Origin of the sequence: Deinococcus arcticus (genome assembly GCF_003028415.1) — a bacterium.
GTDB classification, from domain to species: Bacteria; Deinococcota; Deinococci; order Deinococcales; family Deinococcaceae; genus Deinococcus; species Deinococcus arcticus.
Genome location: NZ_PYSV01000021.1, coordinates 1 through 22,931 on the forward strand (window position 1 = coordinate 1; position 22,931 = coordinate 22,931).

Consider the following 22,931-nt stretch of genomic DNA (forward strand, 5'->3'; position numbering starts at 1 on the left):
CTCAGCGAAGGTTTCCGGGTAGACCCCAGTGCGTCGACGGAACTGCTTGCGATTCATCTTCCGCGTGCGTGTCAGACGGTCTCGCTCCACCTTGCCAGCTTAGCTCACGACTTTCGCAAGAGGTCTAATTGTGACTGGACCGTCCGTAAAGGCAGCTGGCACCTTCACTTGCAGCGTCGTTTCCGTCACGCTGACCGGTGCGATAGGCTGGCCCCCGTTAAAGCGAACCTGCAGGTCCGGCTCACTGAAGGTCGCATTGACGGCGGTCAGGGTGATCAGCTCACCTGGCTTGGCTGCCATCGTGGAGAGCGTCGCATCTTGGCGGGGAATCACTGTGAACACTCCTGCCGAAGCGGTGGTTGTGCCCACCTGGACAGTCAACTCACCCGTGATTGCTCCAGCAGGAATTCTGACCACAAGTCTATTCGGGCTGGCAGATTCGACCGTGCCCTGAACCCCACCGAACTTCACCATGTTCTGACTGGGCGTCCCGCTGAAACCAGTGCCCTGAAGCGTCACGGTCAGGCCGGCCATTTCCTTCTTCGGCGTCAGATCAAAGATGGCGAGTTGGCCAGCCCCATAGCGCGTGATCGAGAGAATATTCCCCACAGCGTCGTACTGATACCGCGCTGTGGCACCGGAAGGGTCGGTCACAGAGATCAGCCGGCCCAGAGTGTCATAGGTGTAGGTCACCTGTGCTTGGGCAAGCCCCAGAAACAGCGTCATAATGCCCAGCAGCCGGAATGACCGACCTGTTGGTTTGTAAGCCACACTGTCCTCCTTGAGTGGCGTGAGATGAAGGGGCGAGATGCGGCTGGCATGGAGCAGCGTGTCCGGTCAGATAGGCTTTCCTCACCGCGAAAAGTGGCAAAGTACAGCGCCAAAGCTCAGGGACAACCCTGAAATTTTATTAAGGATCTCCTCATGCTGCTACCGCACATGCGGCCCCGAGAACCAAAAGGAGGTAGTACAGTAACTGGTCAGGTATGAGGCCTCACGCGACAGAGAATGACAATCACGACAGGGAGAGGTGGGTGGATGGTGGGAAGGCCCCGACTCATCTCCCGCTTGCCCTTCAGCGGTCAGTCATTCCTGGGCATGAGAACTATGAGGCAGTACGACCCCTGGTCACCACGGCATCTAAGGCTTTCCACATGGTCAGCAGGGCACGCGGTAAGCAACCCGCATGAAAGCTCAAATGCTCCTGCTCACAGGCGTGATCACCGCGCCCTTCGTGACAGTCAACGCGCCTCAATTGGGCTTACCACCGTTGCGACCCATTAGCCAGGCGCAGGTTCAACTCGGACAGGCCATTTTCTTTTCGCCGTCGGCCAGCGCAGACGCCCGCATCAGTTGCGCGTCCTGTCACGATCCACAGCAGGCGTTCGCCGATGGCCGGCCAGTGGCCCGTGGTGTTCAGGGACTTCTGGGCACCCGGAATTCACCGAGCCTCAAAAACGCGGCATGGACGCAGCCACTCATGTGGGATGGTCGGCGGGCCACACTGGAAGACCAGGTCATGCACCCCTTCACGACAGCCCGGGAGCACGGCATGACGTCTACGGCGCAGGCGATCGAAGCCCTGAACAGTGATCCTGCCGTACAACGGGTGGCGCAGCGAGCACTCAACGAGATGGAGGTCAAAACGGCGCTGACGGCATTCATCACCTCACTCGCCCGGGGCAACAGCGCCTTTGACCGAATGATGTACGCCGGGCAGGCAGGTGCATTAACGCCCGAGCAAAAAAGAGGATTTGAGCTCTTCAAAAAGACAGGCTGTATCGCCTGCCATGCCACCCAAGCGGGGTACGCCACCTTCACGGATGGGCAGTACCACTACACGCACCAACTGTCCGTGATTGCCCCACTTGACCTGGCCGCACGTCTCAAACAGGCCAGGCAGATTCAACCTGCAGACCTCGACGAGGTGGTGACGCAGCAGCCTGAGCTTGCAGTGCTGGGCCGCTTCCTGGTCACGCAGGACAAGCACGACATTGGCGCCATGAAGACGCCCAGTCTCCGGGACGCGGCCCGAACCGCACCCTACTTCCACGACGGCAGCACACAGACCCTGGACGCGGCGGTTCGCCAGGAACTCGCCTACCGGTCTGCCCAGACCGGAGCGCCCATTACGCTGGATGACCAGGAGATCCAGGCGATTGTTCGCTTCATTGAATCGTTGAATTCAGGCAATTAGCCCTGGCGGTGCCGTACGTCTGCTGAGGTTCTGACTCCCCCCTTGTCGCCAAAAAGAAAGGTGCCTCCTGCTCATGCGTGAATTCGTGCCCTGGGCACAGCATCACGGCGTGCAGTTGCTGTGCCCCGGGCGGCGAGACGGCGGCCGCTACGTGGCCCAACTGCAAACGAGGCCCTCACAAGGACGCGGAAAAACGGGCACGCTGTCGGCCTCGACGGTGGCGCAGCGCCCTGTACCGGGCCTTACAGTGAGCCGGCCCCACGGAAGCGCAACCCCTTGAGGATGCCCACGTGCCACCGGACCTACCCCCGCCCTATATGTGCGAGATCGACGAGATGCTGAAGCACTGCGACGTCTGACTCGCGGCGTTGTTACTCCTCTGTGCCCATGCAGGCCTGCGGGTGAATGAGGCCCTGAGCGTGAACATCTCTGACATTCAGGGTGCGCAGCTGACGGTGCACGGTAAGGGTGGCAAGGTGCGCCGGGTTCCGCTTTGAAAACGGGTTCGCACCGCCCTGGCCGGCCTCCCGCCGGTCCAAGCCGCTGGTCGGCTTTTCGACTGGTCCTACCACTAGGCCAAGTACCGCATGAGCCTCGCGCTTCGTGCTGGCGGGCGCGGGTTTCACGCCGCCAGAAAACACTCGGGCACTCGCCTATACCGCGCCACGATAGATTTCACCCGGGTGGGTCTTTTTCTCGGTCACTCGTCGGTGGATACAACCCGGTGCCATGTTGCCCTGGAAGAAAACGACGTCCAGAACGAGGTCGAGGACTTCTGAACGCAATTGTGCTGCATGTCCTGGCGTGAACGTGCATACCAGGGTATCGTGTGCAACATCAAAGGCGACCCGGAGAGGTCGCCTTTCTTCTTGGTCGCGGTCACTCGGGCTCAGGTGGGTAGGTCTGCGCGTCTGGATTCGTGGTGCAGAACCGGCACAGCGTCCAGCGGTTCAGAGCCGTGGAATTGCCGCCACACCCGATACACGTCCCCTCAAAATCGTACGGCCCACCCTCCAGCAGCGGATGAACCTCGTGTGCATCATCCAAGTCGGTCATGCTTCCTCCGGTTGGTGCTGGCACGTGACCAGGCCCCGCTCCAGCGCCAGCAGGGCTGCCCGTGCCGGCACCAGGAAGCGGTGTCGCGTCCGTCCAGTGGGGCCCAGCGTTTGCTCTCCGGTGGCGTGCATCGGCACGCCAGGACAGAACCACCGGGTCAGCCGGGCACCAGGACCACGTGGCGCGTCATTCCAGATGCTGGCCAGGGCGTCTTCCCTTTTCTCTGCCACCACGGATTCGAAGAACTCGCGGGAGGACGCCGCGCTCTCCAGCCAGCGGGCCGGCTGGTGCTTCTGACCTTGCGGCGCAGGCCAGTCCAGGAGCGTCTCGGGCAACGGTGGCGGCCGGTCGGGCAGCATCATGCGCCGCAGTCTGACGGCGCGAGACTTGCCGGGCCCTCTTGCCCCTGGCAGGCCCTATCACGCAGCATGACCAGGATGTCCAATCCCAGCCAAGCGCGGGCCGTGCCGGCGCTTCACCCCTTGCCTCCAGGCGCAGATCGTCTCTGGGGTCAGTACTTTACCCTCCCCAAAACGCCGCTCCTGGTGCAGGTCCGGACCGTCTCCCCTGTCCGCCGCGGCCTGCCGCTGGATGAGCTGCTTGCAGTGGCCGTGCAGCGTGAGTACCGCCAGTTCTGGCCGTTCGATCCGGCACGGCCTGCGCCGTCTGTCGTGCCGCTTCCACTGGCGCTGCTGGACACCGTGACGTTTCCCGTGCTGGCTGAACCCGACCCAGCCTGCCTTCCCCTCTGGGCCACCACGCCGCTCATTGCGGAGGAGGCCGGGCAACTTGACGCCCTGTGCCTCGGTCATCAGGGCGAACTGCGCACGCTGCTGCGGCACATCACCTTCATTGGGCGCGTCCGTGTGCGTGGCTGGTCGGTGCGCCGCGTACCGCTGGGCGTGCCCTACACCTTGGAAGTCATTCAAGCGGAGCGGCGCCTGCCCATCCCCCGGGGCGCGGATTGGGGCGGTTTTACACCCCCGTACCGGCATGCCGCGTGGCACCGGCCCCTTACCCCGAGCTGAATCCACTGGGGAGGTCGCGCACCTGTGCCCCATCAATCAGAATCTGCCATGAATCACAACAGGTGTGCGGTCCCTCGCGCTTGTACAAGGGGTCGCACTAGAGTTGGAGCGGAGACTGACGCTAAGCGCATGTGATCAACGCTCGACCAAGAAGTCGAGCGTTGATGCGGGCTGATTGATGTGCCCTCAAGCCGCTGCTTGTGGCTCCTGTCTCCCCGCCCGCGCAGCCAGACGGCCGACGGTTAAACCCTGCACGATGATGCTGAAGACCACCACGACATAGGTCATCACCAGGAACAGATCACGGACTGGGCCGGCTGGCACCGTAAAGGCCAGCGCCACACTGATCGCCCCACGCAGGCCACCCCAAATCATCAGTCGGCGGGTGTACGGCGAGAATTCATGCCGCTTGCCCAGCAGAAAGACCGGCACCTGCACACTGACGGTCCGGATCAACAGCAGCAGCGGAATGGTCAGCATACCCAGCAGCAGGGCCTGAGCGGTAAAGCGCACGACCATCAGTTCCAGTGCCAGCAGGGCAAAGAGGAAGATGTTGAGCAGCTCATCGATCAGGTGCCAGAAGCTGTCGAACTTCTCCCGGCTGGAGAGGGCCGTGGGCATCCGGTCCGTCAGGGAACCCACCAGCAGGCCCGCCGCCACCGCGGCGAGGGGCGCCGAAACATGCAGGTGCAGCGCCACGGCCGTGCAGGCCAGCACCAGGCCGAGGGTGACGAGCATCTCCACCACGAAGTCACTCACCGCCCGCAGCGTCAGGTACGCCAGGTAGCCCAGAACCCCGCCCAACACCAGTCCGCCAACCGCTTCCTGCGCAAAGAACCCCAGGACGCCAACAGCGTTCAGGTCTGGGCCATGTCCGTGCCCACTTCCTGCCGCCGCAATACCTGCCAGGACGGCAAAGGCCACCACGCCCACCCCGTCGTTGAACAGACTTTCCCCCGCCACCAGCGTTTCAATGCGTTTGGGCACTTTGGCCTGCTTGAGCATGCCCAGGACGGCCACCGGGTCGGTGGGGGAAATCAGGGCACCAAACAGCAGGCAGTACACCAAAGGAACGTCCAGGTTGAACAGCCCCAGCAGGCCGTACAGCGCTCCACCCACCAGGGCAATGGACAGGGCGGTGGACAGGAGCGCGAACGACATCACTGGCCCGCGCAGACCCCACAGGGCATGTGAGTTCACGCCCAGTGCCCCCGCGAACAACAGGAACGACAGCACGCCCTGGAAGACGAAGTCGTCAAATTCAATGCCCCGCACCGTCTCCACAGCGGATAAGGCAAACGGCACACGCAACGCCACCAGTCCGAGCAGCATCAGGCTCAGCAACAGCCCACCTACCGTGACGCCGATGGAGGCGGGGAGCTTGAGGAACCGGGCGTTGACGAAGGCCAGTCCGGCAGTGACACACACCAGCAGGGTGGACAGGTCCAGCAGGCTCATTGACCAGCTCCCGTGAGCATGAACACCAGGTAATACAGGCCCAGAGCCAGGGTTGTGGTGACCAGCGCAATCGGCGTGGCGTACTTCATGAACCGCCCGAAGCTGAGGGGATGCCCTTCACGCGCCGCGATATCGGATACCACGATGTTGGCCGACGCCCCAATCAGAGTCAGGTTGCCGCCCAGGCAGGCCCCAAGCGAGAGGGCCCACCACAACGGGTCCATGGCGGGGCCGAGGGTTCCCTCCAGTTCCCGCAAGACGCTCGCCATACTGATGGTGAACGGAATGTTGTCGACAAAACCACTGATGATGGCGCTGGAAAAACCCACCAGCAGGATGCCCAGGCCAATGTTGCCATCAATGGTGTTCGTCAGGGCCGTCGCGACCTGCTCAAAGACACCAACATGCTCCAGAGCGCCCACCACGATGAAGAGCCCCATGAAGAACAGCAGGGTGGCCCACTCGACCTGTTCAAACAGCTCCACTGGCGACAGGTCGGCGATCAGCAGCAGGAACGTGCTGGTGGTCAGGGCAACCAGACCGGCTTCCAGGCCGATGGGATGGCCCACCATGAACAGCACAAGTGTCAAGCCAAAGACCCCCAGCGCCTGCTTCATCAGCTTGGGATTGGTCTTGACGGGCGTGTTGTCGCTCAGAATCTGCTGGAGTCGATGGGCCGACCCCTCGGCATTCAGGTGTCCACGCCAGCGCATGAGCAGGTGCATCAGGGCGATTCCGACCACCGTTGCTACGACTGCGTAGGGGGCCACATTGGTCAGGAAATCCCCGAAGCCCTTCCCCGCGACGGAGCCGATGATGATATTGGGCGGATCACCGACCAGCGTGGCGGTGCCGCCGGTATTGCTGGCCAGAATGACGGCAATGAGATAAGGAATGGGCTTCAGGCCCAGGCGGGTGACCACGGTCACGACCACTGGAGCCATGAACAGCACCGTGGTCACGTTGTCGAGAAAGGCACTGAACACAGCCGTGAGCACGCTGAAGGTCCAGAGGACCCGCACCGGCTCGCCCCGGGTGAAGACCATGGCGTGCCGGGCCACCAGATCGAAAAAGCCGCTGCGGCTCAGCACATTGACGATATTCATCATGCCGAACAGCAAAAAGATGGTGTTGAAGTCGATGCTGCCCCAGGCCTGTTCCGGAGATAGCAGGCCCACGACCATCACAGCGCAGGCCCCCAGGAGGGCGGCCACCGTGCGGTGGACGTACTTCTCCATCAGAATCAGCGCGTACGTGCCGACAAAGAGGGCAATGGCGAGAATGGTCATGGTGCCGTCGCTGAGCGAAAGGCCGAGAGTCTCGAGCAGGGCAGGGTGGTCAGCGGTATGTGGGTCAGTCATGGTCCATCCAGGGAACAGGCGATCAGATGAAGAGGAGGGTCAGCAGCAGAACGACCAGCCCGGCGCCCAGGGCGGTAAGTGCGAAGCTGCCGATGAGGAGTGCAATTTCCCTTGTGGTCAGCGGTTTTCCGGACTCGGGTTCGTCAGGGGACATGTGGCACCTCCAGGCAGGAGCGAGAGAGCGAAACGACAACGGAGGAGCCTGCGGTAGCAGACTCCTCCAGTTCGGCGTATGGTCGCCGGCACCTGATTCCGAGAAACAAGGTTGTCACGTCAGTGTACAGGACATGGCCAACAAGGAGGCGGACAGCATCAGGGCTTCTGGTCCAGGGCAACTTAGGATCAGCGCTGCTCCAACCGGCCAGGTCCTGACCTTTGGGCCAGATGAACGAAGGTTGGCCTCTTTCTTTGGTACCTTGAGGACATAACCCGCCGCCACTGCGGCAGGTCCCAACGGCCATACGTTGACTTGGTGGAGTCCGCAATTGCGGCCTCCCTTTTGTTTTGCCGAGGAGGTTCCATGTCCCCCCCCACGTCGCCCCAAACGCCTTTTGCCCGGTTCGTTCACAGTGAGGCCTTTGCCGGCCTGCTGCTCATCTGCACCGCTCTGTTGGCCTTTCTCTGGGCCAACTCACCCTGGCGTGAGGCTTACGCCACCTTTCAACACCTGCACTTTGCCCTGACGCTTGGTAGTGCCACTTTGGATCTGTCTGTCCAGCACTGGGTCAACGACGGCTTGATGGCTGTGTTCTTCCTTCTTGTCGGTCTAGAAATCAAGCGTGAACTGTTGATCGGCGAACTGTCCTCTCGCCGGCGGGCCAGCCTCGCTGGCGCCGCCGCAGCAGGGGGGATGTTGCTGCCCGGCCTCATGTACGCGCTGCTCAACGCAGGTGGCCCCGGCGCGGGCGGTTGGGGCGTGCCCATGGCCACCGATATCGCCTTCGCCCTTGGCGTGCTGGCCCTCCTGGGGTCACGCATTCCCATCGGGCTCAAGGTGTTTCTGACGGCCCTGGCCATCGTGGACGACCTGGGCGCGGTCCTCGTGATTGCCCTGTTCTACACGTCGAATCTCGACCTGGCTTTCCTTGGTCTCGCGGCCCTGACCTGGAGCGCCGCCCTGTATGCCGGCTGGAGAGGTGCGCGCAGCCTGAAAGTGTACGGCGTGCTGGGGGCGCTGCTGTGGTTCTTCGTCCTTCGCTCTGGGCTGCACGCCACCATCGCGGGCGTCCTGCTCGCCCTGGCTGTGCCCATTCGTAAACCTGATCCGGCAGGCTATCTCTCATCGCTCACGGCCGCCGCCCGACCAGGGCGTGGGGAGCAGGTTGGCGCGCGGCTGCGGGATCTCGAGGACCTGCTGGAGCGCGCTCAGAGTCCACTGCACCGTCTGGAGCATGCCCTTCATCCTTTCGTGACCTTTGTGGTCTTGCCCGTGTTTGCGCTGGTCAATGCTGGGGTTTCGGTGGTTGCTGGGGGGGTAGGCACCGTGTCGTTTGGCATCATGCTGGGTCTGCTGCTGGGCAAGCCGCTCGGGGTGGTGGGGGGTGCATGGCTGGCCGTCCGGTTCGGCGTGGCCTCACTGCCGCGGCGCGTGACCTGGGGCCACATGATCGGGGCCGGCTTACTGGCGGGCATCGGCTTCACCATGAGCCTGTTCGTGTCGAATCTGGCGTTCGAAGAAGGCGCGCTACTGACTCAGGCCAAGTTGGGCGTACTGATGGCTTCGGTCCTGGCAGCGGTGCTTGGCCTGGGCTGGCTGTGGTGGATCAGCCGGCAAGCCCGCCCACAAGCGCCGTCCAAGGCTTAGTCGGAGTGTTAATGAGCACACCCTTCCGCTGGAGGAATCCTGTATGACGCCGTCCAAGCCGTCCTTGCACGCCCTGATTGCTCGCTTTCCCAACTGGATCCTTTTTCTGCCTTTTGCTTCGAGTCTTGCGCTGGCCGCGTGGGCCCTCCCTCATCAACCTGCCCGTGTTCCTGTGCACTGGAACGCGGCGGGGCAGCCAGACCGCTGGGGCAGTCCAGCTGAAGCCCTGTTCTTTTTGCCGGGTGCTCTGCTCTTCGGGGCGCTGATCGTGCTTGCGGCGGGCCAGGCCCAGGCCACCAGTCGGCCCCTGCTGAACACGGTGGTGCTGGGTCTGGGGCTGATGGCCTTGGGGGACGTGGCCGCGCAGGCCTTCGGATGGGACAGCTTCAGGGTGACGATGGGCAGCCTCGGGCTGCTGTTCATGCTGATGGGGCCAGCCCTGGCCGCCTCGGAACCCTCTGCGCTCAATGGTCCACAGCTGAGCCGGGCCACTCTTCGCCGTCTGGGCCAGGCATGGTTGGGGCTCGGCCTCCTGGTGCTCCTCGCCAGCCTGCTGGCTCCCGCAGGGGGATGGATCACCGGTACGCTGCTGACCGGAACCCTTGCCATGCTCGTCCTGGTGGTGCTGGGTGCGCGGCGTGACCGTCTTCGGAGACAGGGCTCCTGAGGACTCAGGATGCTCGTTGATGAGGAGATGGGATCCACCAACTGACCGTCACGGCCGCAGCGGTGAACGACAGTTCGGAGAGATTGATGGGTTCATAAACACCGGCCTGCCCGCGTTTTCTGTCCTAGAAGGTGATGCTTATATTCATGCGACAGCGTCCAGCAGCGTAGGGACAGCGAGGGTGGTCACGCATCTATTCCACTGGCCGAATGTGTTCGCAGCGGTCTATGACCGCTGCTGCCGCCGCCAGCGCCGCACTTCGTCGTCTGCTATGCCATCACTGATCTCGGCATACCGCAGGGTGGTCTGAATGTGCTGGTGGCCCAGCCGCTTGCGGATGGTCGCCAGGCTGACGCCCCCATTGACCAGCTCGGTGGCGTGGCTGTGCCGTAATTGATGCAACGTGCAGGCGACCCCCGCCTGCTGGGCGTAGCTCTGCCAGCGTTCTTGCACGCTCTGATAACGTAGTGGGCCCCCCCGGCTATTGCGGGTCGCCTGAAACAGGGGACCGTGCGTGTACGGCAGGTTGCGCAGGTAGCGTTTCAAGGTGCCCACCAGCTTGGGGTCGTCCAGGAGTACGGTACGCTTGCGCTCCCCTTTCCCCAGCACGGTGAGGTGTTCGTCTCCTGGGGTCAAGTCAAGATCGCTCAAGTACAGGCCCAGGGCTTCGCCGATGCGGAGTCCTGTCTCGTAGACCAGACGAAACAGCAGCGCGTCGCGCCGCTGAACTCCAGGAATAGCGGCAAAAATGCGCTCGATGTCCGAACGTCGCAGGCCTTTGGGATGGGGAGATGGCAAGCGGGGACGGTCCAAATGCAGCGTCGGATCACGGTCAAGCAGCTCATGTCTCATGGCCCAGTGAGCGAACCGCTCGAAGGTGGTATGCTTCCGGCTGCGGGTGGCGGCCGCCCAGGTGGGGTGAGCGGCGAGGTACTGACCCAGACTCTGGGCATCCAGGACCTGTTCATGGGTGGCCAGCCACGTCTGAAGATGGTTCAGATCTGCACGGTACGCGCGGATCGTCTGCGGGCTCCGTTGAAGCTCAGCGAGGAAGCGTGTGGCACAGGTCTGTAAACGGGCCGCGTCCATGGAATTCCTCCATCCTGTGATAAGTTTCAAACTCCCCCATGCCCCACCTCTGGGAAAGAAGCTATCCGCCTGCTGAGAAGCGTCTGTTTCCTGAGATAACGGCACTTACCTCAGGACCCCATGCCGGTTGAATTCGTAGACTCGCCGCTTTTGCTCAGCAGAACGCGGCTTCCCCCTGATTCTCCCCTTTCCAGACAGCCTCTAAGATCATGATCATGGTGGATGCGAGCGGCGTGCCGCTCGCGGTTCATACCAGTAGCGCCAGTCCGGCCGAGGTGACGCTCGTCCAGGACACGTTGGACGCCTCATTCGGAATGGATTTTCCCGAACGCCTGATCGGGGACAAGGCCTATGACAGTGACGGCCTGGATGCGGACCTGGCGGTGCTCGGCATCGAAATGATCGCGCCGAATCGGCGTAATCGCCGCAAGACGCAGGATGGTCGGCCGCTGCGCCGCTATCGGCGGCGCTGGAAGGTGGAGCGTACCATCGCCTGGCTGCAGAGCTTCCGGCGTGTCCGCACGCGGGACGAAGTTAAAGCAGAGAACTTTTTGGGGATGGTTCAGCTGGCCTGCATCGTCATCCTCCTTCGCCTGCAGACGAAGGAGACGGTAGCTTGAAGGCCATGGATGCGGTCGTTCCCTTGCTGATTCTCCTTCTCCTGCCCCCGCTGCTCTACCTGGTCAGTCGGAAGGCAGGCGTCACCTATCATTGGGGGACGGACGCACTTCACGTTCAGGCAGGGTTTCGGAAACACCTCTTCCCCTATGCCTCGACCACTGCCTGCTTGACCTCGCAACCCCTGGGGGCACGAATGTGGGGGACAGCGGCGCCAGGTACCGTGACCGGCCGATTCATTGTGAATGGCAGTGAGGTGCATGCGTTGGCCACGACCGCTCGCCCACAGCAGGCCCTGTTGCTGATTCATGGTCGGGACACCTTCTATGTCACACCGGAAAATCCGGCGAACTTCCTAGACCGATTCCGGTCTGATTTGTCGAGTCTGCCTTAAATTTTCGGATGAACTCTACAGCAGATTCATCTCCGAACCCGGACTGACCGGAAGTCGTATCGAAACCACATTGTCTCAGTCTGCGGCCTCAACACGCACAGTCTTAGCGAGCGCTTCACGCCTGATCGAGACAAAAGGGGCCAGTCCGGTGGCCGACGCGACTTGTCCCTTACCGCCGCAGGTACGCTTGGGCCACGTACCCAGTCTGACCCCGCCACGTCACCCGGCACCAATTGGCCGCGCAGCCCAGCAGGCTGACCCGCGCCCCTTTCGCCAGCGTGGCCAGCTTCAGCGTCTGCGCGCTGGGCCCAGCGCGCAAATTCACGCCTGTGGTCGTGTACCGCACATTGGATTCACCCACCGGCGGCGCGGAGGCCGCTCGCGGCGCTGCTGCGGACGCGGCCGTCCCCCCGCACTCCGTGGTGTATCCCAGATCCCCGCACACGTACGAGCCAGTGTCACTGGGGCAGGAGTGCCAGCGGTGACAGCCGTCCCGGTGCGCCTGCGCCGGCGCCGCGAGCAGGAACAGCACCGACAGGGCCGCGAAACTGACCACGTGCCGCGTGGCCCACCAGGTGTTTGGGGTCATGGGTCAGCCTACCCAGCGCCGTGGCCCGCCGTCAGGTCAACATGACCACCCCCCTGCCGGGGGCACGCACCACCCTGGTCCTCGCCGCCCACCGGCCGCTGTCCCGGCACACCCAGCGCCCCTGAGCCTGCGCCTGTTCCCTCACCACGCCCTCCCCTCACCCTGTCACCCTGAAGGCCGGTCATGCCCACCGTCCTGATTGTCGATGACGACCCCGCCATCCTGGAGGTCCTGCGCGTGTACCTCCGGGCGGAAGGGCACACGGTGCTCGAAGCGCAGACCGGCCCGGACGCCTGGGCCCTGCTGCCCCGCGCGGACCTCGCCGTGCTCGACTGGATGCTGCCCGGCATGACCGGCGTGCAGCTCGCCCGGGGCGCCCGCGCCGCCGGGCTGAGCCTGCCCATCCTGATGCTTACCGGCCGCGGGGAAGAGGACGACAAACTGCTGGGCCTGGACGGCGGCGTGGACGACTACGTGGTCAAACCGTTCAGCCCCCGCGAAGTCACCGCCCGCATCCGCGCCCTGCTGCGCCGCGCCGGCGTGCACCACACCCTCACGCTGGGCGACCTCACCATCAACCTGCGCGCCCGCGACGTCCACCTGGCCGGCGTGCGGGTCGAACTCTCGAAACTGGAGTTCGACCTGCTCAGCACCATGGCGCAGCACCCCGGCATGGCCTGGTCCCGCGAACGCCTGCTCGAACGCGTCTGGGGCCCGGACTTCCCGGGCACCGAACGCGTGGTGGACGTGCACATCACCGCCCTGCGCCGCAAACTCGGTGATCCCCCGGACGCCCCCCGCTTTCTGGAGACGGTGCGTGGCGTCGGGTACCGCTTCCGCGATGAGGACGCGCCCCGGGCCATACCGGGCTGACCATCTGGAGACCGCCCACCTCACTTCCACTGCGGTGGACCACCCTCATCCCCCAGGACCTTCCGAGGCGGGCCCAGGCTCAACAGGGAGGCGCGGTTCCACCAGAATGGCCATGGGAGCACTGCGGATCAGGCGCTACACCGGCACGGCCGCTGTCCTTCTTCTCAACCGCAGCAGCATCCAGATGCTGACCAGAATCAGGGGAATGCTGATCAGGTGCGTGTCGGTAAAGAAGCCGATGCCGGGGGCGTCCAGGCCCTGGTTCAGGTAGGCCCTGGGCGACAGGGGGTTGAGGCGGAAGGTTTCTTCCCAGCCGGCGCGCAGAATCGAGTACCACAGCCAGAACTGCCAGAAGGCCCAGCCGGGAATGCGCGACCGCAGCCAGAAAAAGGCGGCGACCGACAGGATGATGCCGATAATCACGCCGTACAGCTGGGTGAAGTGCACCGGCGCGGTCATGACGAGCTGATCGCCAATGCGCTGGCAGTACTGCGACAGGTCCATGTCAGGGTTGGCATTCTTGATGCACATGCCGTCGTGGAAGGCGCGGGCGCTGTCCGGCCAGCGGAAGCCCACGGGCCAACCGGTCACGCGGCCCACCGTGTCGGTGCCGTTCATGATGTTGCCGATGCGCCCACCGATGATGCCGAAGGCCACGCCCGGGACGCACAGGTCGGCGTAGCGGTAGAAGTCCATGCCCTTGCGGCGCGCGTAGTACAGCATGACGAGAATGCCGCCAATCAGGCCGCCGTGGATGGAAATGCCGCCCTGGCGCAGGTTGACGATGTCCAGCAGCACGCGGGGGAAGGGAATGTTCTCGAACTGGTGCCAGGAGGTGGCCACAAACACCAGCCGGGCGCCCACCAGGCCCCAGACGATCATCCACAGAATCATGTCGTTGAACAGGTCCACGTTCAGGCCACGCTCCCGCGCCATCTTTGTGCCCAGCCACACGCCCGCGACAATCCCCAGCGTGATCAGCACGCCGTACCAGGCAATCGTGAAATTGCCAATCTGCACAAACACCGGATCCATCTGTCCTCCTTACGATTGGAACGCTGCTTACCGTAACCAAAGCTCGTTAAGCTTCTGTCAGACAGGTGATGGAGCCGGTCCGGCAGGTCAGGGCGTGACGGGGGTCAAGGCACGAACCCCGGTGCACCCCCTTCCCTTACTGCCACCGGCCTCCACCATTCGCCGAGCGGTACACCGCGCCACTGAGCCCCACCGCGATCAACTGATCCCCATTCTGAGGCGACACCGCGATGAGCCGCGCGCCTTCCGGCAACGCGAGGGACGTCCACGTCCGCCCCTGATTGGTGGACCGGAACGCGCCGTCCGGCCCCGCCAGGAACAGCACCCCACTGTCCGGGTGCACATCCAGATGCACGCCGCGCGGCGCGGCCGGGCGCCGGGTCCAGGTCACGCCGTCCGGCGACACCAGCAGACCCTGGGCGTCCAGCGCGTACAGCGCGGGCTGCGGGCCTGCCGCGAGCACCGACGCACCAGCGGTCGCGTCCGACAGATGCGTCCAGTCCTTTCCGTCCGCCGTGCGGAACAGCCCCCGCCCCATCACGTTCGCGTACCACACCTCCGGCCGGCCCGGGTCCACCGCGAACCCGTGCAGGTCCCGGCCCGGCAGGTTCCCGAACCCCTGATCCGTCCAGGTCTGGCCGTCATCCCGGCTGACCTTCAGGACCTCATGCCCCGCCAGGACCGTGACATCCCGGGCCCGGGCGAGCGCCATGGCGTCGCCTGCCCCGTCCGGCGCGGCCCACGTCCGCCCCCCGTCCACGCTGCGGCGCACGCCCGCATGCTCCCCGTACAGCACCGTACCGCTGCCCAGCACCTGCAGCGCGTGAAAGTCCCCACTCAAGGTCTGCGCCTGCGGCGCCCGCCCACACCCCACGAGCGCCAGCACCAGCGCCGCCCCCACCCCCCAGCCGACCATCCGTCTCATCCCGGCCACCGTACGGGTCGGACGTTACGTTTCTGTAAAGGCGGGCGGGTCCAGCCGGTCCCTGCTGGCCGGCAACTCCACCTGAAACACGCTCCCCACACCGGGCGTGGAGGTTACGCTCAACTCGCCCCCCATCGCCCGCGTCAGGCCCCGCGCGACCGTCAGGCCCACGCCACAGCCCTCCCCCCGCGTGCGGGCCGCGTCCGCCCGGAAGAAGCGCTCGAACACCCGGTGCAGGTGCTCGGGCGCGATGCCGGTGCCGGTGTCCTGCACCACGAGGCGCACCCCACCGCCGGCGTCCTGCGCGCCCACCCGCACCGCACCGCCCGGCGCGGTGTGCCGCAGCGCGTTGCTCAGCAGATTCGCGAGAATCTGCGCTGATCGCGCCGGATCCGCCCGCACCTGCAGTCCTGCCCGGCCTGCGTCTACCTGGAGTGTCACGCCTTTGTCCTCGAACGCCAGCGCGTACCGGTCCTGCACCTGGGCGAGCAACGCCGCCACCAGCACGTCCTGCAGCGTCAACTCCACCTGCCCGGCCTCCACCCGGCTGACCAGACTCAGGTCCCCCGCCAGGCGCTCCAGGCCCGCCAGTTCCCGTTGAATGGCGCTCAAGGCCTGGTCATGCGCCATCACGCCGTCCTGCGCGGCCTCCACGTACCCGCGCACCGCCGCGACCGGCGCGCGCAACTCATGCGCGACGTTCCCGATCAGTTCCACCCGCGACTGCTCCACGCTGGCCAGGGTGCTGGCCATGGTGTTGAAGCTGTGCGCGAGCTCCGCCAGTTCATCCTGCCCGCCTTCCGGCAGGCGGCGGCGGTACTCCCCCCGGGCCAGGGCGGCGCTGCCCGCCTGCAGGGTGCGCACCGACGCCGTCACCCGGCGCGCGGCCACCCACGCGGTCACGGCCGCCACCAGCAGCGCGGGCGGCAGGGCACTGAACAGCGCGCGGGTCAGGGTGGCGCGCATGCCCTCGTTCAGGTCACCGCGCATGGCGGCCCCCGCGTCCCCCAGCAGCTGCACCATCTCGTTGACGTGGTGCTGAATGAACGGATGCGCCGCCAGTTCTGCGGCCACCAGCAGCACCACGCTGAGCACCGCCATCACGGCCAGGTGGTTGAGCAGCAGTCGGGGAAACAGGCGCATACGCCCCCTGAGCCTACCGCGCGGGGCGGGCTTTACAGGAACTTTACATGTCTTCTCTAGGGTGAAGGTATGACGACCACACGACGCACTCCCAAACCTGCTGGCCTGATCACCCTCCTGACGGCAGGAGCCCTGCTGACCGGCGCGGCCCTTGCCCAGGGCATGGCCGGGATGGACCACAGCAATATGCCGGGCATGGGCAACGCGTCCAGCGCCATGAAGATGGACAAAATGGACCTGAGCGCCCTGACCAAACTCGAGGGAAAAGCCTTTGACCGCGCGTTCCTGAGCATGATGGTGCCCCATCACCAGATGGCGGTGGATATGGCCAAGGCCGCGCTCCCGGTGAGCAAGGACGCCACCGTGAAAGCCTGGGCGAACGCCGTGATCAAGGATCAGACCCGCGAGATTACCCAGATGAACACCCTCCTCAAAAGCATGGGCGGTGTGAACACCGCCATGGCCAACCAGATGAAAAGCAGCATGAGCGGTATGGCCGACATGGTGAAGAAGTCCAAGACCCCGGATGTGGCGTTCGTGCAGGGCATGCTGCCCCACCATGCGTCCGCCATCGACATGGCCAACCTCGCCTTGCAGCAGGGGCAGGACGCCCGTGTGCTGAGCCTTGCCAAAACCATCATCACGGCGCAGGCGAAAGAAATGCTCGACTACCGCACGTGGCTCAAGAAGCGCGGCCTGTAAGGCGCGGCGCCCCAGGCGGAGGGGCCAGCAGCGGATAAGATCCGCCGCGTCCAGGCCACACCTCACCACAAGAACCGGCCGAAGGCACCCAGCGCGGGTGCCTTCCACATGGGGTGAAGCTGGCGAGGCCCAGGCGGCGTGCGGGCCCCACGTTCGCCTTAACACGAACAAAACAGGGCGCACTTAAGGTCAGGACTGTGAAGCTTGCACGCACGACCTTGTTCGGAACAGGCCTGTTGTCTGTGGGGGCCGCCGCACCCTACGCTCAGCAGACCAGTTTTGGCGTTCCCTCCCCTCTGATTCAGGCGGCACAGGCCGAGACCAGTGTGCCGTCCACCTGGCAGGTCCTGCCAGCCACGGCAGGGGGCCGGCTGGAGACCCCCGTCATGGAAGTCGCGCCATTCAATGAGCTGATTCCCAGCTGGAACGTGACGGGCCCAGCGGGCAGCGCCCTGCAGCTCGAGGTGCGGGTGCGCAGGCCCGATGGCCGCTGGACGCCGTACTTCGGATTCGGCACCTGGCGGGCCAGTGGCGCGCGGCGCAGCGCGCCCGTCACACGCACAGCTGACGGCACGGTCAACACCGACACCCTGACGCTGGGCTTCCGCAGCACCGCCTTTCAGACGCGCGTGACCCTGGGCGCGGGTCTCCAAGTTCACCTGCTGTCCGTCAATACGTCTGACACCGCGCTGCGCCTGAGAGATCAGGGCAAAGCCGGCCAGCACAATGCCTGGAACCGCGTGCTCGACGTTCCCCGCCGGTCGCAGATGATCTACCCGGGTGGTGGGGAGGTCTGGTGCAGTCCCACCAGCGTCAGCATGCTGCTCGGCTTCTGGAACCGGCCTGTACCGGTGCCGGTCGCCGCCGCAGCCACCTTTGATCAGGCGTACGACGGGTATGGCAATTGGTCGTTTAATACCGCTTACGCCGGGGGACAGGGCCTCCAGGCGTATGTCACCCGCCTGGGAAGCTTGCGGGACGCGGAGGTGTTCGTGCAGCGCAGCATACCGTTGGCCGTCAGCATTCGGTTTCAAGCGGGCGAACTCCCTGGCGCGCCCCTGTCGTGGTCGAATGGGCATCTGCTGGTCCTGGCTGGCTTTGACGCCCGAGGGAACCCGGTCGTGAACGACCCGGCCGCGCCGTCCGACGCGACCGTTAAACGCACGTACCCCCGGGCCGTGTTCGAACGGCTGTGGCTGAACCATGCGGGCGGCATGGCCTACGTGATGGCGCCGCGCCCTTGAAGGAGCAGTCGGGCACGACGGCTGAGGTCACCGCGTGCGCGGAGAGATCGAGGCGTGGCCCTCCGTGTTCGCCATGTCTGACCGTCGGAAAGGCCTCACCCCCGGCTGCAGATGCGTCGCAACTGTCTTGCTGGACTTTCCCGGCCCCCTGAGCATCAAACGCCCACGCCCAAATGGTCGTGGTCCTGGAGCCACACATGACACCATTCTTCTCCGCTTCACCACGTCCGCCCCTGTGGCGCCAGCTCTTGCCCCCCCTCCTGGCTGCTGGTCTGGTTGCTCTTCTGGCGGCCACCCTCCTGAGTCCCGCGCGCAACGCCACTGATGGCGGTCCTCTTGTGGGGAAATCAGCGCCTCCGCTCACCTTGCAGACCCTCGACGGTTCTACCATCAGCCTCGTCTCACTCCAGGGACGGCCGGTCATCCTCAATTTCTGGGCGTCCTGGTGTGGGCCTTGCCGTGAGGAAGCGCCCCTTTTCCGGGAACTGAGTACGCGTCAGACGGGTCAGGAGGGGCTTGTGGTCCTCGGCGTGCTGTATCTGGAGCCCAGTGAGCAGAACGCCCGCGACTTTATCCGCGAGTACAGCTTGGCCTACCCCAACCTTCGTGATCCTGGCACGCGGACGGGCATTAACTACGGGGTGGCTGGCGTACCAGAGACCTTCTTCATCAGCGCTGATGGCGTGGTTCAGCATGTGGACCGGGGCGGCCTGAGCCGGGAACGCTTGAATATCGGCCTTCAAAAGATCGGGGTGCCCACGCTGTGATATCGAACGCCCTCAGGGAAAGGCTCGTGTCCGACTCCACCTCAGTTCGCTCAATTCGACCGTCGCAAGGTCAATCTGTGAAAGGAGTGCCATGAAACGTCTTCTGCCGCTCGCCGTCCTGCTCGCTGCCTGTGCCCAAAACGGCGGTGAAATTGAGGGCGTGAAGAGCTTCAAGAATGAAGGTGGGCTGCACCAAGCTGGGCGACTGGACTATGCCCAGCGCTCACCGGCGGGCGGGGCGCACAACAGTACCTGGCAGAATTGCGGGGTGTACGACCGACCCATCTACGATGAATACGCCGTCCACAGCCTGGAGCACGGCGCCGTATGGGTGTCGTATCAGCCGGACTTGGGCGCCAGTCAGGTGCAGCAGCTCAAAGGGCTGGTGGATGGGCGTTCCTCCACCCTCCTCTCTCCTCATGAGTCTCAGTCGGCGCCGATCATTGTGACAGCCTGGAACAAACAACTTGAAGTGCAGGACGCCGGGGATGCACGCATCGCGCAGTTCATCCAGAAGTACGAGCAGGCCGGTGAAGCCCCTGAGGTTGGCGCTTCCTGCACGGGCGCGTCCGACGATACGGTCTGAGCGGGCAACTGAACCTCTCTTCTCCGCCGTGGTCCACGGTCAGATGCAACCCGAAGTCGGGAGGGTGAGAGCGCCGTGCGCACAGGGCTCAGGGGTAGGAGGGCCAGACCGCGCGCCACATTGCGCCCGGCGGAACCACATGAACACCACAACAGGCTGTCCTGGGCGACGCGGCATCAACGGCGCCAGGCGCGGTGTGGACAGAACGTCGTGGCGGCGGGCATCAAGGGGACGGCCGGCGGCAGTGCGGTCCGCCAGGGCCCATCTGTGTGGACTTCGAATTGTCGCGGGGTCTTCTGACCGGCGGCGACTGGTCCAGCGTGCTTCGGCGCCGCACCCTTTGATCACGCCCGTGCCCCGGTCGCTGAACAGGAGCACACTGTGTTCAGGCGCAAGGTCAGACAAGGCTCGCCTCAAATTCTGCAGTGCGTGGAGTAGTCGGCGGCAGTGGGCCTGCTGACCCTGCTTGTCCTCTCACGTCTTGACAGGAACTTAACAGGAACCCAGCACAGTGGTGCGTATGCCGCACGGTCATGTGTCCTGCCGCTGGGCACCTACGCCTCATCTCAGGAAGGTAACCCCCATCAGCCGGTGCCCAGCTGACCGGGGCCATTCGCCGTGACGCAGGTGCTGATCGTGGATGATGACCCAGCCATCCTGGAGGTGCTGCGTGCCTATCTGGGCGCCGCGGGTTATACCGTGCTGGACGCGGAAGATGGGTTGAGCGCGTGGCCTCTGCTAACACAAGTGGACGTGGCCGTGCTGGACTGGATGTTGCCTGGCCGCTCGGGCTTGGACCTGGCCCGCGCCGCCCGGGCCGCAGGGCTGACCCTGCCGATCCTGATGTTAACCGGCCGCGGCGAAGAAGCTGACAAACTGCACGGTTTGGACAGTGGGATGGATGATTATGTGGTCAAGCCCTTCAGTCCGCGTGAAGTGACGGCCCGTATCCGGGTGCTGCTCCGCCGCGCAGGCATCCAGAACATCCTGAGCGCGGGTGAGCTCCTGATAGATGTTCGCGGCCGGGAAGCGCGACTGTCGGGCGAACGGCTCGACCTCACCAAACTGGAGTTTGAACTGCTTGCCACCATGGCGCAGCACGCTGGACTTGCCTGGACCCGGACACGGCTGCTGGAACGCATCTGGGGTCTGGACTTTCCGGGCACGGAACGTGTCGTGGATGTCCACATGACGGCCTTGCGCCGTAAACTAGGGGATACCATGGACACACCGCGCTTTATCGAAACCGTTCGCGGCGTCGGGTACCGCTTTAAAGAAGTCGCTGACGAGTAGCTGCAGCACGTGTCATGGTCCATGTACGGGGCCTGCCTCCGGCCCGGCTGCCTCTCTGGAAGCCCTCGCGGAGCGCTCTGCAGCACGGTCCGACTGGGCTCCGACCTCATCCGCCTCGTGGGTGGTGGGCGGCGGGATCAGTGCAGGCAGCGCGCCATTCATGGAGAGGATGTAGGCGGTGATGTCACGGAAAATCGGGGCGGCCAGCTGCGAGCCCTGATATTCACGTTTTGCGCCGCGCACCATCACCGTCACGGTATAACGCGGCTGTTCGGCTGGAAAGAAGCCAGCGAACGTACTGGTAAACACTTCGCTGCTGTACCGGCCGCCGATAGCGACCTGCGCTGTACCAGTTTTTCCGCCCACATGATACCCCGGCAATTCTGCGCGGCTTTGAATGCCTTCATCAATGACCGCGTGAAGGAGCCGCTGCATGGTGCGGGCGACATCTGGGCGCAGCACGCGGCGCGTGCGCCGCGGTTGGTCGGGAGAAAGTCGGGGGGCGATATACACGCCATCATTCGCAATCACATTGAACGCAGCGGCCATCTGGAGGTTGGTCACGCTCAGGCCCTGCCCGAACGACATGGTGGCTTGCGTCAAGGGCGTCCATCTGTCTGGAGCGGCGAGGCTCCCGTTTGCAGTGGGGCCGGGAAGCTCAACTGCCAGGCCCAGTCCGAAGGCCTGAAACGCGCGGTGAAGGGTCATGGGCGGCACGTTTTCGATTAAGCGCGTCATCCCAACATTGCTGGAGTACCGCAGGATCTCCCACGTCCGCAGGACCGAGGGGTGCGGGACCAGGTCATTGATGACCGTGCCGGCGTACGGCCGGCGCATCGGCGTCTCATACACCTGCGCCGGTGACGTCAGGTTCTCTTCCAGGAGCGCGGCCACCGTCAGTGCCTTGATCACACTGCCCGGCTCGTACTCGTCCACAAATGCCCGGTTGCGCCACTGCGCTGGAACGGTTCCTGCCCAGGCACCAGGATCAAAGGTGGGCCAGTTGGCAACCGCCAGGAGGTGCCCGGTGTGGCGGTCCATTACCACCACAGACCCTGACGCTGCTTCCACCCGCTTGACCGCCTCTTCCAACACCTGCTCGGCCGCCGCCTGGATGGTGCCGTTCAGCGTCAGGGTCTGGGACTTGCCCTGCGCAAGCTCAGCATTCAGCGTTCGCTCCAGTCCTTCCAGACCTCCATCTGCGCCCAGAAACCCAACCACGTTCGCCGCCATCGGGCCCAGGGGATACTGCCGGCCCTGGGCGGTGTGGACGGCCACCAGGGTGCCGTCCATCAAGCGAATGGCGCCGCGGGTGGGCGTCACCGCATTTACGCGCGGTTCCCCGGCCCAGGACAGTTTGAAGAATGCTGGGAGGAGTGACGTGAACGCAAGGAAGGCAGCCGTCCACATCAGGCGAACCCGGCGGCGCTGCCGGGCTTGATGTGAACCTTGAAACAAGTGGGGAAACCTCATGAACCCGATCAGTCTAGAGGTCACGTATTGCGTTTCTGTAAAGGTGCACCGCCGGAGTGCCAGCGGGACCGCAGAACCTCTCCCACCGTCTTCCGCGCGGGCGCCCCTGATCAGCGCTGGCCATCCTAGGCCCGACCCTGACCACGTTCTCCTGGCCATCCCGGCGTGACCGTTCCGCAGTCAGTCAGGCCGAGCTGCCGCTCTTTTTGCGTTCAGCGCCTGGCGTCCAACCTGGACCTGCTGTACCAGGCGGCTGCAGCACCTGCCGCCAAGGTGTCTGCCGGTGCAGGCACAAGGTTCAAGCCCGTGTCCTTCGCTGTTGTTGGGTTAGTCCTGGACGCTGACCTTCTGCGCCGTGTACTGCCGCGTGGCTGCTGTGCTGCCGCTGCCGTCGCTGTTAGGCGCGGTCTGAAGAGACACTGCGCACCGAATAGGCGCGCAAGACTATGGCCACCCACGGTGGTTTCGTCAGGCAGAGCCACCAGAGGGCACCAACTCCTCCGGGCACAGGCCAACCTTCATGTCCACCGGGCATTTCTGGACCTCTTGTTTGAGTCTCGTTATGGACTCGGGGGACAGGCAGCATGAGTGCGGCGCTGCGTTTACATCAAGGCCACCTTCCATGCCTC

Annotated in this window: 23 protein-coding genes and 1 pseudogene; 12 read left to right on the top strand and 12 right to left on the bottom strand. The window is 64.4% G+C overall.

Translation table 11 applies throughout. The annotated features are described in order from the left end of the window. Positions 1 to 99: 99 nt before the first annotated feature. Complete coding sequence (locus tag C8263_RS16330) at positions 100 to 771, bottom strand: IPT/TIG domain-containing protein (RefSeq protein ID WP_146160735.1); 672 nt, start codon at positions 769 to 771, stop codon at positions 100 to 102. A 445-nt stretch (positions 772 to 1,216) separates the two neighbouring features. Between C8263_RS16330 and C8263_RS16335 the strand changes: the two genes are divergently transcribed. Next, positions 1,217 to 2,197 (top strand): cytochrome-c peroxidase, encoded by a 981-nt coding sequence (locus C8263_RS16335; protein ID WP_158263835.1) that lies wholly within the window; start codon positions 1,217 to 1,219, stop codon positions 2,195 to 2,197. 879 nt (positions 2,198 to 3,076) lie between these two features. Here the strand turns inward: C8263_RS16335 and C8263_RS19375 are convergent. Beyond that, positions 3,077 to 3,253, bottom strand: coding sequence for a hypothetical protein (locus C8263_RS19375; RefSeq protein ID WP_158263836.1), 177 nt, complete (start codon positions 3,251 to 3,253; stop codon positions 3,077 to 3,079). Continuing rightward, the gene (locus tag C8263_RS16345; RefSeq protein ID WP_107139209.1) at positions 3,250 to 3,615 is read right to left on the bottom strand and encodes a hypothetical protein; all 366 of its coding nucleotides are present in this window, start codon (positions 3,613 to 3,615) and stop codon (positions 3,250 to 3,252) included. Before C8263_RS16345 ends, C8263_RS19375 begins: the two co-directional genes overlap by 4 nt. A gap of 75 nt (positions 3,616 to 3,690) precedes the next feature. Between C8263_RS16345 and C8263_RS16350 the strand changes: the two genes are divergently transcribed. After that, on the top strand, positions 3,691 to 4,281 hold the full coding sequence (locus tag C8263_RS16350) for a hypothetical protein (protein ID WP_146160736.1): 591 nt from the start codon (positions 3,691 to 3,693) through the stop codon (positions 4,279 to 4,281). Between the two features lie 186 nt (positions 4,282 to 4,467). Here the strand turns inward: C8263_RS16350 and C8263_RS16355 are convergent, their stop codons facing one another. The 3 genes from C8263_RS16355 to C8263_RS19850 are packed head-to-tail and all read right to left on the bottom strand — an operon-like array spanning position 4,468 to position 7,254. After that, entirely contained in the window at positions 4,468 to 5,739 is a 1,272-nt protein-coding gene (locus C8263_RS16355; protein WP_107139211.1) for a cation:proton antiporter, read from the bottom strand. Then, on the bottom strand, positions 5,736 to 7,100 hold the full coding sequence (locus C8263_RS16360) for an ArsB/NhaD family transporter (protein ID WP_233218872.1): 1,365 nt from the start codon (positions 7,098 to 7,100) through the stop codon (positions 5,736 to 5,738). Before C8263_RS16360 ends, C8263_RS16355 begins: the two co-directional genes overlap by 4 nt. A 22-nt stretch (positions 7,101 to 7,122) precedes the next feature. Next, positions 7,123 to 7,254: a hypothetical protein gene (locus C8263_RS19850; RefSeq protein WP_269845146.1), complete on the bottom strand. Its 132-nt coding sequence runs from the start codon at positions 7,252 to 7,254 to the stop codon at positions 7,123 to 7,125. A gap of 366 nt (positions 7,255 to 7,620) precedes the next feature. On the opposite strand from C8263_RS19850, the gene nhaA reads away from it, so the two are divergent. Then, a complete protein-coding gene (gene nhaA / locus C8263_RS16365) occupies positions 7,621 to 8,904 on the top strand; it encodes a Na+/H+ antiporter NhaA (protein WP_107139212.1) in 1,284 nt (427 codons plus the stop codon). A gap of 64 nt (positions 8,905 to 8,968) precedes the next feature. After that, a complete protein-coding gene (locus tag C8263_RS16370) occupies positions 8,969 to 9,571 on the top strand; it encodes a DUF1648 domain-containing protein (protein ID WP_233218873.1) in 603 nt (200 codons plus the stop codon). Positions 9,572 to 9,796: 225 nt separating this feature from the next. Here the strand turns inward: C8263_RS16370 and C8263_RS16375 are convergent, their stop codons facing one another. Beyond that, positions 9,797 to 10,660, bottom strand: a complete 864-nt coding sequence (locus C8263_RS16375; RefSeq protein WP_107139213.1) for a tyrosine-type recombinase/integrase — start codon at positions 10,658 to 10,660, stop codon at positions 9,797 to 9,799. A gap of 200 nt (positions 10,661 to 10,860) precedes the next feature. On the opposite strand from C8263_RS16375, the pseudogene C8263_RS16380 reads away from it, so the two are divergent. Both C8263_RS16380 and C8263_RS16385 read left to right on the top strand, forming a co-directional pair. Continuing rightward, positions 10,861 to 11,280, top strand: a pseudogene (locus C8263_RS16380) (IS5 family transposase); the annotation flags it as partial. A 5-nt stretch (positions 11,281 to 11,285) separates the two neighbouring features. Beyond that, positions 11,286 to 11,672 carry a PH domain-containing protein gene (locus tag C8263_RS16385; RefSeq protein ID WP_107139214.1) on the top strand — a complete coding sequence of 129 codons (387 nt, stop codon included), beginning with the start codon at positions 11,286 to 11,288 and terminating at the stop codon, positions 11,670 to 11,672. Between the two features lie 169 nt (positions 11,673 to 11,841). Here the strand turns inward: C8263_RS16385 and C8263_RS16390 are convergent, their stop codons facing one another. Beyond that, the gene (locus tag C8263_RS16390; RefSeq protein WP_107139215.1) at positions 11,842 to 12,261 is read right to left on the bottom strand and encodes an SH3 domain-containing protein; all 420 of its coding nucleotides are present in this window, start codon (positions 12,259 to 12,261) and stop codon (positions 11,842 to 11,844) included. A 183-nt stretch (positions 12,262 to 12,444) separates the two neighbouring features. Between C8263_RS16390 and C8263_RS16395 the strand changes: the two genes are divergently transcribed. Beyond that, positions 12,445 to 13,134 (top strand): response regulator transcription factor, encoded by a 690-nt coding sequence (locus tag C8263_RS16395; protein ID WP_107139216.1) that lies wholly within the window; start codon positions 12,445 to 12,447, stop codon positions 13,132 to 13,134. Between the two features lie 135 nt (positions 13,135 to 13,269). On the opposite strand, the gene C8263_RS16400 is transcribed toward C8263_RS16395, so the two are convergent. The 3 genes from C8263_RS16400 to C8263_RS16410 all read right to left on the bottom strand — a co-directional run bounded on the left by C8263_RS16400 (position 13,270) and on the right by C8263_RS16410 (position 16,237). Then, entirely contained in the window at positions 13,270 to 14,169 is a 900-nt protein-coding gene (locus C8263_RS16400; RefSeq protein WP_058979653.1) for a prolipoprotein diacylglyceryl transferase, read from the bottom strand. 136 nt (positions 14,170 to 14,305) lie between these two features. Then, the gene (locus C8263_RS16405; protein WP_107139248.1) at positions 14,306 to 15,094 is read right to left on the bottom strand and encodes a WD40/YVTN/BNR-like repeat-containing protein; all 789 of its coding nucleotides are present in this window, start codon (positions 15,092 to 15,094) and stop codon (positions 14,306 to 14,308) included. A gap of 24 nt (positions 15,095 to 15,118) precedes the next feature. Then, a complete protein-coding gene (locus tag C8263_RS16410) occupies positions 15,119 to 16,237 on the bottom strand; it encodes a sensor histidine kinase (RefSeq protein ID WP_107139217.1) in 1,119 nt (372 codons plus the stop codon). A 69-nt stretch (positions 16,238 to 16,306) separates the two neighbouring features. Here C8263_RS16410 and C8263_RS16415 point away from each other — a divergent pair, with 69 nt between their 5' ends. The 5 genes from C8263_RS16415 to C8263_RS16435 all read left to right on the top strand — a co-directional run bounded on the left by C8263_RS16415 (position 16,307) and on the right by C8263_RS16435 (position 20,829). Continuing rightward, complete coding sequence (locus C8263_RS16415) at positions 16,307 to 16,939, top strand: DUF305 domain-containing protein (protein ID WP_058979647.1); 633 nt, start codon at positions 16,307 to 16,309, stop codon at positions 16,937 to 16,939. Between the two features lie 197 nt (positions 16,940 to 17,136). Continuing rightward, positions 17,137 to 18,183, top strand: a complete 1,047-nt coding sequence (locus C8263_RS16420) for a C39 family peptidase (RefSeq protein ID WP_058979646.1) — start codon at positions 17,137 to 17,139, stop codon at positions 18,181 to 18,183. A gap of 197 nt (positions 18,184 to 18,380) precedes the next feature. Next, entirely contained in the window at positions 18,381 to 18,950 is a 570-nt protein-coding gene (locus C8263_RS16425) for a TlpA disulfide reductase family protein (protein ID WP_058979813.1), read from the top strand. Between the two features lie 91 nt (positions 18,951 to 19,041). Beyond that, positions 19,042 to 19,536 (top strand): thioredoxin-like domain-containing protein, encoded by a 495-nt coding sequence (locus C8263_RS16430; RefSeq protein ID WP_058979644.1) that lies wholly within the window; start codon positions 19,042 to 19,044, stop codon positions 19,534 to 19,536. A 618-nt stretch (positions 19,537 to 20,154) separates the two neighbouring features. Beyond that, positions 20,155 to 20,829 carry a response regulator transcription factor gene (locus C8263_RS16435; protein WP_107139218.1) on the top strand — a complete coding sequence of 225 codons (675 nt, stop codon included), beginning with the start codon at positions 20,155 to 20,157 and terminating at the stop codon, positions 20,827 to 20,829. Between the two features lie 12 nt (positions 20,830 to 20,841). Here C8263_RS16435 and C8263_RS16440 read toward each other — a convergent pair whose 3' ends face one another. After that, positions 20,842 to 22,302, bottom strand: a complete 1,461-nt coding sequence (locus C8263_RS16440) for a peptidoglycan D,D-transpeptidase FtsI family protein (RefSeq protein ID WP_158263837.1) — start codon at positions 22,300 to 22,302, stop codon at positions 20,842 to 20,844. Positions 22,303 to 22,931 lie beyond the last annotated feature (629 nt).